We start from the raw sequence: 9,458 nt of genomic DNA on the forward strand, positions 1-9,458 counted from the left end.
TAACCGAAATTTGTAGGACAGAACGTATGAACTTTGTGATGCCTAGTATTATGTTAGACCTGCTCTGCGCCTTCATTTGCAGGGCCCTGTTGCGATCGTTCTTACTAGACCACTCTGAAACTATTGGCTTTATCATACCCATGGCTTCCAGTACTTCAGAATTGCGACTGGCAACATCTATGTAACTGGTATTTCGAACGTTTTCCTCAGTAGACTCCTGAACGATCTTTTTCGTTGCAAGCTCATTCCACACCGCCATAAAAACCAACAGTACTATCCCCACTACTGCTATAATGCCGGTGATCTTGTGTATCATGAATATGGCCACTAGATACACTATCGCCCAGGGCATATCAAAGAGTGAAAATATACCCATTCCTGTTATGAAGCCCTTCACCATTCCTAAGTCTCTTATGGCTTCACCACTTGAGGTAGAACCTTTAATAGATGTAAGACTCACTGCCTTCTGTATTAGGTCTGGAGTTGCCTCTCTATCTATCCAATCTGCAACCTTTGCCATAGTCAAGGATCTGCAAACGTCCAGCAATGCAGAGCAAACTAATGCCGTCAATGTTACCAGGCTTAGCATCAGCAACGTAGACGAGCTTCCGCTTGAAAGTACCCTATCTAAAACCTGAGAAGTGTAAAGGGGCAAAAATAAGACCAGTACGTTAATTGCGGAACTAAACCAAAATACAAACCAAAATACGCTTTTACACTTTTCCAATGTCTGATAAAGAACACTCTTTTTCAGCTCTTTAGTCGCGGCAACATTGAATTTTATACCTTCCACATACAACTCCAAAAATATAACGGAACTACCTTGATAAAATGACCCGGCCTTTGGGTTTGGATATTACTATAAAAATTCGCTTAGTATAAGGTAAATTAGCATTGTATGCTCTGTACATATGAGGTATAATCCCCGGTAGGGAGCCTGTTTGTATTTTTTGTGTTTTTCGTTGTAGTACTTTCACTGCTCACAATGCTTTCCCTGGTATCCGGGGTAGTCCTTGCCTCAGTCGGTGGTACTTTTTATGACAAATATAAGAACAAGATCATGCTCCTGAGGGTAGCCTTGCAGGCTATTACCATAGCGTGTGCTGTGTTACTAATAAAGTGAGCATGTCCTCTGAGAATGATCCTCTAGACCATAAAACAAAAATTGTTGGTATTTTGAATGTTACCCCGAATTCCTTTTCAGATGGGGGACAGTTCTTAGAGCCAGAAAAGGCATTGGCTCATGCCTATAAGCTGATAGAAGACGGTGCAGACGTTATCGATGTGGGCGCAGAGTCAACTGCTCCGGATGCTGTTGCAATATCGGTGGAAGAAGAGCAGCGACGCTTGGAAGAAGTTTTGCCACAAGTCATAGAGGCTGCACATAGCGCAAAAGTTGAAGTAAGCATAGACACCAGAAATGCCAGTACTGCTTCCATCGCGCTCCGTGCAGGAGTTGACTACGTAAATGACCAGGGGGGCCTGTCAGACCCCAATATGGTGCCCGTCATCCGGGAAAGCCACACGAAAGTAGTAGTAATGCATAGTTTAGGGTTGCCCGTATCCAGGAGTAGGTACTCCGCATGTTCTCCTGAGGATTTAATGCGTGAAATTATTGAATGGCTCAGGGCGAGGGTTGATACCTTGGTATCCAATGGTGTACATAGAGAAGACATAATAGTCGATCCCGGCATTGGATTTGGTAAGTTGCCGGAGCACTCTTGGTATATTATGCGAAATATACGGATGTTGTCTGAGTTAGGGGTGAAAACATATGTGGGACATTCTAGAAAGTCTCCTTTCTCCTCTCTATCTATACCGCTGACAGACCGAGATGTACCCACAGCAATAGTGTCCGCATTTCTCATGCAACAGGGCGTAGACTTCATAAGAGTACACAATGTTGAAATGACTAAGCTGGCACGCGATATTTCACGCAAACTGCAGGCATAACAACCCTGATACATGCGACGATAGCACATCTTACGAAGATGGTTGGGCTTTCAGTTGTGATTATTTCACATTTGGCATTATCGCATTACAGTACTGTTTTGCTTTTTACCTTCAATAGTAGTAACATGCTCGGAATTCATTGCAAATGTAGATAGATGCCAAAACGCACAGACATAGAAAGTATTCTAATCATAGGTGCAGGACCAATAGTTATAGGCCAAGCGTGCGAGTTCGACTATTCTGGAACTCAAGCATGTAAAGCCTTAAGGGAAGAAGGATACAGAGTAATTCTGGTAAATTCCAATCCAGCAACCATAATGACTGATCCGGAGCTTGCTGATGCCACGTACATAGAGCCTATAACGCCAAAGTTTATCGAACAAATAATACTCAAGGAGAAACCTCAGGCGCTTTTGCCCACTGTAGGCGGACAAACAGTTCTAAACATAGCCTTGGAACTGCATGATACGGGCGTGTTAGCAAGAAACAACGTTGAAATGATAGGCGTAAGTCATACCGCAATCAAAAAAGCAGAGGATAGGAGGCTCTTTCGCGAGGCAGCATCAAAAGTTGGTGCGAAGTGCCCGAAAAGTATTGTGTTAAAGGAAGGGGACTCGATAGCTTACGCGTTAGAATATGTGGGATTACCCGCGATAATAAGACCATCATTCACATTGGGAGGAATGGGAGGAGGAATAGCGCGCACGAAAGATGAATTTCACAGAGCTGTGCTACATGGATTTTCTGTATCACCCACATCTGAAGTACAGATAGACGAGTCTATCATAGGGTGGAAAGAATTTGAAATGGAAGTCATCAGAGACTGCAAAGATAACTGCGTTGTTGTCTGCTCTATTGAAAACATAGATCCAATGGGCGTGCACACGGGAGATAGCATTACAGTTGCTCCGGCCATTACACTGCGTGACGAAGAATACCAAAAAATGCGCAACATTTCTTTCGATATACTTCGAGAAATTGGCGTTGAGACAGGTGGATCAAACGTACAGTTTGCAGTAAATCCCAAAGCTGATGGAGAAATAGTAGTCATTGAGATGAATCCGAGAGTCTCAAGATCATCTGCGCTTGCATCAAAAGCTACGGGCTTTCCCATAGCAAAAATTGCTGCAAAGCTAGCAGTTGGGTACACTTTGGACGAAATAAGTAACGACTGTGCTGCATCAATTCCCGCATCTTTTGAGCCTGTAATAGATTATGTGGTTGTAAAAATTCCCAGGTTCGACTTTGCCAAGTTCCGTGTCCATAGCCAAGAATTGTCAACATCCATGAAGTCCGTTGGTGAGGTCATGGCTATAGGAAGGTCGTTTACAGAATCTCTACAGAAGGCCTTATGCTCTTTGGAAGTGGGATATACCGGACTGAACGAATTCCTAGCAGAAGACATTCCCATAGAAGATCTATATAAAGAGCTGGCATACCCCTCCCCCTACAGAATACTAGTGATCGCTGACGCGTTGAGAAGGGGCGTTAGTATGGAGGAAATAAACAGGATAACACATTATGATCCGTGGTTTCTCTTACAAATGAGTCATATAGTCAGTTGTGAACAAGATATAAAGTCAAAAGGCTTGCCTCAAACTAGGGAAGGTCTTCTACACCTAAAAAAAGCTGGGTTTTCCGATGAAAGGTTAGCTGAACTTGGTAACGTCACAGTTCAGTACGTGGAAGATCTAAGAAAGAGATTATCTGTAAAACCCGTGTACAAGAGAATTGATACGTGTGCAGGAGAATTCAAAACGGGTACCGCATACATGTATGCCTGCTATGAAGGAAATGTGTTTGATGAGCCAGAGTGCGAATCTAATGTAACCGATAAGGATAAAGTCATAATACTTGGTAGCGGCCCTAATCGCATAGGACAAGGTATAGAGTTCGACTACACATGTGTACACGCTGCGCGTACAGTAAAAGAGTTGGGCATGGAAGCAGTGATGATAAACTGCAACCCAGAAACTGTATCTACAGATTATGATATTTCCGATAGGCTGTATTTTTCTCCGCTCTCCAGAGAACATGTGCTGGATATAATATACAATGAGTCACAGAGCTCCGGTTCTGTAATGCTAATCGTGCAGTTGGGTGGGCAGACACCATTAAAATTGGCAAAAATGCTGCACGAAAAGTCACTCAACGTAATAGGAACGGACTTCAGCGCCATAGATGTAACTGAAGACAGAATGAAATTTCAAAAACTGTTAAGTGAACTTGGATTGAAACAACCGCACAGCACTACATGCAATTCCGCTACTGAAGCATTGCAGAAGGTACAACACGTTGGCTATCCAATTTTGCTGCGCCCTTCCTATGTTTTAGGAGGACAAAATATGGCAGTTGTACGTGATCATACGTCTCTGCAGGGGTATCTGGACACTCACAAACAGATATTTGATTCTGGACCTCTGCTGATAGATGAGTTTCTAATTGAGGCTGTGGAGGTAGATGTAGATGCAGTATGTAGTGAAGGACAAGTTTGTATAGCAAGCATCACAGAGCATGTAGAAGAGGCTGGAATACATTCTGGTGACTCAGCTTGTTCTATACCCGCTTATACTCTAGATGAAGAAATAATGAAGCTTGTCGTAGAGCATACAAAAAAGATTGCTCGTGCTCTCAATGTATCGGGCATGTTGAACGTACAGTACGCCATACAGGAACAGGAAGTCTATGTACTCGAAGTCAATCCCAGAGCTAGCAGGACTATTCCATTCATAGCAAAAGCCACTGGAATTTCTCTGATTAAGCTCGCCGTTATGGCCATGCTTGGGAAGTTACCTGCATCCTACGCTGCGGAAACACGCGTAACGAGCATGCCGTACGTAGCGGTAAAGGAAGCTGTGTTTTCTTTCTCTAGATTCACTAGCATAGACCCTCTATTGGGGCCAGAAATGCGTTCCACAGGAGAAGTTGCGGGAATAGGAAAATCATTTGGTATAGCCTTTATGAAGGCACAAATTGCAGCAGGATATGACCTCCCGTCTTCAGGCAAAGCATTTGTATCGGTAAAAGACAGTGACAAACCAGCAGCAATACAATTGGCTAAAGACTTGCTTGATCTGGGGTTTGAAGTACTATCCACAACTGGAACAGCAGAATACTTGCGGAAAGCAGGGGTGCCCTCAACACACGTGAATAAAGTGCGGGAGGGAGGAAAACACATAGTGGAAATGCTACTAGCAGACGAAGTGGCATTAGTAATAAATACGTCGAAGGGCTTAAAATCAGTTTCAGATAGCGCAGATATAAGAAAGACCGCCTTAGCTCACAAGATACCGTACAGCACGACAATGACTGGAGCAAAAGCTATGGTCCTGGCCCTAAAGAGCCTAAGAGAAGAGGGATTCGGGGTGAGATCCATACAAGAGTACTACCTAGAAAACGAGGACTCCATGAGGTAGTATAACACCCCTAAGACAACAATCCCGATGTCTAATCTTCTTTGTTATTGCCGGAAGGATCTAGAACCAGCCTCTCCAGTCTAAGTATCCTTTTCTTTATGACTTTCAGGTCTTCCTTGAATTCTTCCCTAACGTCATTAAGCACTCTTTCATAAATAGAGGACTCCCCTCCTTCTGCAGCTATTTGGCCTGCAATTTCTTCTTCTCCACGCTTTATACTTGAAGTAAGAACTTTTTCCTGCATCTTCATTATAGATGCAACAACATCATCAAACTTGCCTTCCCCAAATACTTCTTTAACACTACCTATACACTGCTTTATGATTTCCTTGTACTCATCATCATTTTCTGCCATAAGAATCACCTAAGAGGATCGACCACCGCCTAATGTACCACACCACAGTCTAAAATGTCAACAGCTAACTGGATATCTCAGTCCCTATGTGACGACGTATCCAGATAAGATTAAGACATCTTAATAGGCTCTCAAAAACGTTGCACACTTAGGTGCCACACGCCCCCCCCCGCTACCTCTAAGTACATACTAACTAGGACGCACCATTTTTATGGGATCAACTATCTCATCGAACTCCTTTTCATCCATGGAATACAGCTTTACAGCAGCCTCTTTGAGAGTCACATCATTTTTGAACGCAAACTCCGATATTTTCGCTGCCTTATCGTATCCTATGTGCCTATTGAGCGCAGTAACCAACATTAGCGATTCCCGCAGAAGGGTATCTATGCGCTTTGTGTTCGCCGCAATGCCTTCAACGCACCTGTCGGAAAAGCTAGTCATTGCATCTGCAAGAAGATTCACAGATTGAAGCACATTATAGGATATTACGGGCTTAAAAACATTTAGCTCAAGGTGTCCATTCGCACCACCTATTGAAACAGTAACGTGATTCCCCATAACCTGAGCACATACCATAGTCATCGCTTCACATTGTGTTGGATTTACCTTTCCAGGCATGATAGAAGATCCCGGTTCATTGGCAGGCAGCACTATCTCACCGATGCCGCATCTGGGTCCAGAGGACAGCAACCTTATGTCATTTGCTATTTTCATACAACTAACGGCAACAGTATTTAATGCCCCGCTCAGATCCACCAAAGCATCGTGTGTTGCTAGAGCTTCAAACTTGTTCTCCGAAGTTATAAATCGTAACCCTGTTATGCTCGCGACTTCTTGCGCAAATTTCTCAGCAAAGCCTTTTTTGGTATTCAATCCAGTTCCTACAGCGGTACCACCCTGTGCAAGCTTGTACACGCTATCCATAGCGCGCTCAATCCGCACCTTACCCTGTGCTATTTGGTGCTCATAACCGGAGAATTCCTGCCCCAAAAATAGCGGCGTGGCATCCTGCATGTGCGTACGCCCAATTTTAACTATTCCAGAAAACTCCTCAACCTTCCTCTTCAAGGCATTGTGAAATTTGTCTATGGCAGGAAGCAGTTTTTTCGCAACCTCAAGGGCCACAGCTATGTGCATCGCTGTGGGAAAGACATCATTGGAAGACTGGGAGCAATTTACGTGATCATTAGGATGAACTGGAGACTTGCTTCCCCTCTCTCCTCCCAACATCTCTATAGCCCTATTTGCTATTACCTCATTCATATTCATGTTGCTCTGTGTACCAGAACCTGTCTGCCATACCACAAGCGGAAATTCTGCATGTAGTTTGCCATCAATAACTTCTTGAGCGGCAGTACATATTGCGTTTCCTATGGACCCATCTATTGAGCCATCATTCATATTGACTCTAGCAGCTGCAAGTTTAACTATACCCAGCGCTTCAATAAGAGGTCTTGGCATTTTTTCACAACCGATAGCAAAGTTCTCCAGAGAGCGCTGGGTTTGTGCGCCCCAATAACGTTCTGCAGGAACTTCAACTTTTCCCATACTATCAGACTCTACTCTAACACTCATATAACAACCACCGCCTTAATTATCCAAGGTAACTGAGGAGGGATTTTACACGCACTTTGCACTTGCACCAAAAGAATTTGCATGAACATTTGCAATGCGATATCCGCCAGGTTAGTATGATGTTGAATTGTGCACAGAAAAATCTAAAATGGTCAGCGTTCTGATAACTGCTGGGGCAACCAAGGAGTACATAGATCCTATTCGATATATAAGCTCCGGGTCTTCAGGCAAGCAGGGATATGCGCTCGCGGAGTGCATGAGCAAGGCAGGCTTTGATGTCAATCTAGTTTCATGTCCTGTAGCCATACAAGCACGACCTGACATGTACAACATATACAACGTGGAGACTTCAGCTCAGATGCTAGAGACGTGTCTCTCGGTGCTTCCTGTAGACGTTGGTATCTTCGCTGCAGCGGTAACAGATTGGGTTCCGAATAAATCTCGTAGTAAATTAAAGAAACATGCAGTGCATTCAGTAAATCTGCTGCACGCACCGGACATAGTAAGGTGTATAAGCACTTCGCCCACTAGGCCAAAACTGGTTATTGGGTTTTGTCTTGAGTCTGAGTCCGTTATTGAGTCTGCGAAAGAAAAGTTGGCTTACAAACACTGCGACTGGATTATCGCCAATGGTGACTATGTTAAGGAAGGGGAGCACACTATGGGCAGCGATTACAACAAAATATCAATAGTGAAAAAAGACTCTGTGAAGTCCTTCCCCCTCATGACAAAATATGAAGTAGCAGCGCTGATTACAGAAGAAATAATTGACTACTTCAAATAGTTGGTTGTACCCTGACGTGGTTTTGTCACGAAAACAACAAAGTGGACAGTGAGGATCGCCCATCTTGGGCTACGATAGGCAGCGGACAACAAAGTGGACACACGACAATTTACGTCAATGCGCGGGTTATCGATCCAGAGTCAAAAACTGACCATACGGGTTATGTGCTAACTAAAGAGGGAAAAGTCGTTGAATTTGGGCCCATGGCCCCAGGTACCGTAAGTGCGCCTTGTGCTGCTGACGAAGTAGTTAACTGTGAAGGACACATACTCATGCCAGGTATTGTGGACATCCACGTACATCTGCGTGAGCCAGGCGGGGAACATAAAGAGACTGTAGAAACAGGCAGCAAATCCGCTGCCGCAGGTGGCGTTACTACAGTTGTGTGCCAGCCAAATACTTCACCACGTATTGATAGCGTTCTGGTGGCAAAATATCTGAAGATGCGAGCCTTGGAAAGCGCCTTTGTAAATGTGGAATTTTATGGGGCTGTGACAAAAACCGACGGTTCATTGTGTGATATGGCATCCCTAAAAGACGCGGGGGCATTGGGATTTACCGACGACGGCTCTCCCGTAATGAATGCCATGCACATGAAAAATGCTTTTGAATGTGGAAGGAGCCTTGGCGCAGTAATTGCGCAGCACGCGGAAGATAGCAATCTCTCACGTGGAGGATGCATAAATGAGGGAAAGATTTCACGTGAATTAGGAGTGAGGGGGATGCTTGACATATCTGAGAGCATACTAGTCAGCCGTGACATACAGCTACTACGTGAAGTGCCAGGAGCACACTATCACGTTCTACACGTGTCCACCAAAAAATCCTTAGATGCCATACGCGCGGCAAAGCTCGAGGGGTTGCATGTCACTTGTGAGGTCACTCCGCATCATTTTCTCCTTAATGAAGACGCAGTACTGACACACGGGGGCATGGCAAAAATGAACCCGCCTCTTAGAACTGAGGAAGATCGCTTTAGCATGCTTGAAGGAATGAAGGACGGTACTATAGATTGTATAGCTACTGATCATGCACCACATACAGATCAAGAGAAAAATAAACCCCTATCGTGCTGCGCTTTCGGTATAGTAGGTTTAGAGACTTTGTTGCCTCTCTCACTTGAGCTGTATCACAGTGGAGCGATGAGCCTTAATGACGTGCTATCGATGCTAACATACAAACCCGCAGATATAGTAAAAGTCAAAAGGGGCAGAATTTCCAGGGGTATGGCCGCGGACTTTGTTATCTTTGATCCCGATAAAGAGTGGACAGTGGACGTATCTAAATTTCACAGCAAATCCAAGAACTCACCGTTTCACAATAGGAGAGTTAAAGGCAAGGTACTACGAACCGTCGTATCAGGAAAGACTGT

At 44.3% G+C, this 9,458-nt stretch carries 8 protein-coding genes; 5 read left to right on the plus strand and 3 right to left on the minus strand.

The genetic code is table 11. The features are described 5' to 3' along the window. Window positions 1-793 (minus strand): ABC transporter transmembrane domain-containing protein (locus R4I06_RS03570; protein ID WP_334414178.1); only part of this gene is annotated, 793 nt, incomplete at its 3' end. A 159-nt stretch (window positions 794-952) separates the two neighbouring features. Here R4I06_RS03570 and R4I06_RS03575 point away from each other — a divergent pair. The 3 genes from R4I06_RS03575 (at window position 953) to carB (ending at window position 5,369) form a co-directional block, all read left to right on the plus strand. Then, window positions 953-1,123 (plus strand): hypothetical protein, encoded by a 171-nt coding sequence (locus R4I06_RS03575; RefSeq protein WP_334414179.1) that lies wholly within the window; start codon window positions 953-955, stop codon window positions 1,121-1,123. Between the two features lie 2 nt (window positions 1,124-1,125). After that, entirely contained in the window at window positions 1,126-1,953 is an 828-nt protein-coding gene (gene folP / locus R4I06_RS03580) for a dihydropteroate synthase (protein ID WP_334414180.1), read from the plus strand. 155 nt (window positions 1,954-2,108) lie between these two features. Beyond that, complete coding sequence (carB, locus tag R4I06_RS03585) at window positions 2,109-5,369, plus strand: carbamoyl-phosphate synthase large subunit (RefSeq protein ID WP_334414181.1); 3,261 nt, start codon at window positions 2,109-2,111, stop codon at window positions 5,367-5,369. 31 nt (window positions 5,370-5,400) lie between these two features. On the opposite strand, the gene R4I06_RS03590 is transcribed toward carB, so the two are convergent. Beyond that, window positions 5,401-5,724 carry a hypothetical protein gene (locus tag R4I06_RS03590; protein ID WP_334414182.1) on the minus strand — a complete coding sequence of 108 codons (324 nt, stop codon included), beginning with the start codon at window positions 5,722-5,724 and terminating at the stop codon, window positions 5,401-5,403. Window positions 5,725-5,913: 189 nt separating this feature from the next. Further along, complete coding sequence (gene fumC / locus R4I06_RS03595; RefSeq protein WP_334414183.1) at window positions 5,914-7,302, minus strand: class II fumarate hydratase; 1,389 nt, start codon at window positions 7,300-7,302, stop codon at window positions 5,914-5,916. A 148-nt stretch (window positions 7,303-7,450) separates the two neighbouring features. Here fumC and R4I06_RS03600 point away from each other — a divergent pair, with 148 nt between their 5' ends. After that, window positions 7,451-8,086 carry a phosphopantothenoylcysteine decarboxylase gene (locus R4I06_RS03600; protein WP_334414184.1) on the plus strand — a complete coding sequence of 212 codons (636 nt, stop codon included), beginning with the start codon at window positions 7,451-7,453 and terminating at the stop codon, window positions 8,084-8,086. A 41-nt stretch (window positions 8,087-8,127) separates the two neighbouring features. Next, on the plus strand, window positions 8,128-9,458 hold a 1,331-nt coding region (locus R4I06_RS03605), incomplete at its 3' end, for a dihydroorotase (protein ID WP_334414185.1).

The organism is Anaplasma bovis, from assembly GCF_036903315.1.
Taxonomy (GTDB): Bacteria; Pseudomonadota; Alphaproteobacteria; order Rickettsiales; family Anaplasmataceae; genus Anaplasma; species Anaplasma bovis.

Excerpts from the sequence above, each read along its gene's own strand:
- R4I06_RS03600 (WP_334414184.1), top strand. The coding sequence starts at position 7,451 with ATGGTCAGCGTTCTGATAACTGCTGGGGCAACCAAGGAGTACATAGAT.
- fumC (WP_334414183.1), bottom strand. The coding sequence starts at position 7,302 with ATGAGTGTTAGAGTAGAGTCTGATAGTATGGGAAAAGTTGAAGTTCCT.
- R4I06_RS03590 (WP_334414182.1), bottom strand. The coding sequence starts at position 5,724 with ATGGCAGAAAATGATGATGAGTACAAGGAAATCATAAAGCAGTGTATA.
- folP (WP_334414180.1), top strand. The coding sequence starts at position 1,126 with ATGTCCTCTGAGAATGATCCTCTAGACCATAAAACAAAAATTGTTGGT.
- carB (WP_334414181.1), top strand. The coding sequence starts at position 2,109 with ATGCCAAAACGCACAGACATAGAAAGTATTCTAATCATAGGTGCAGGA.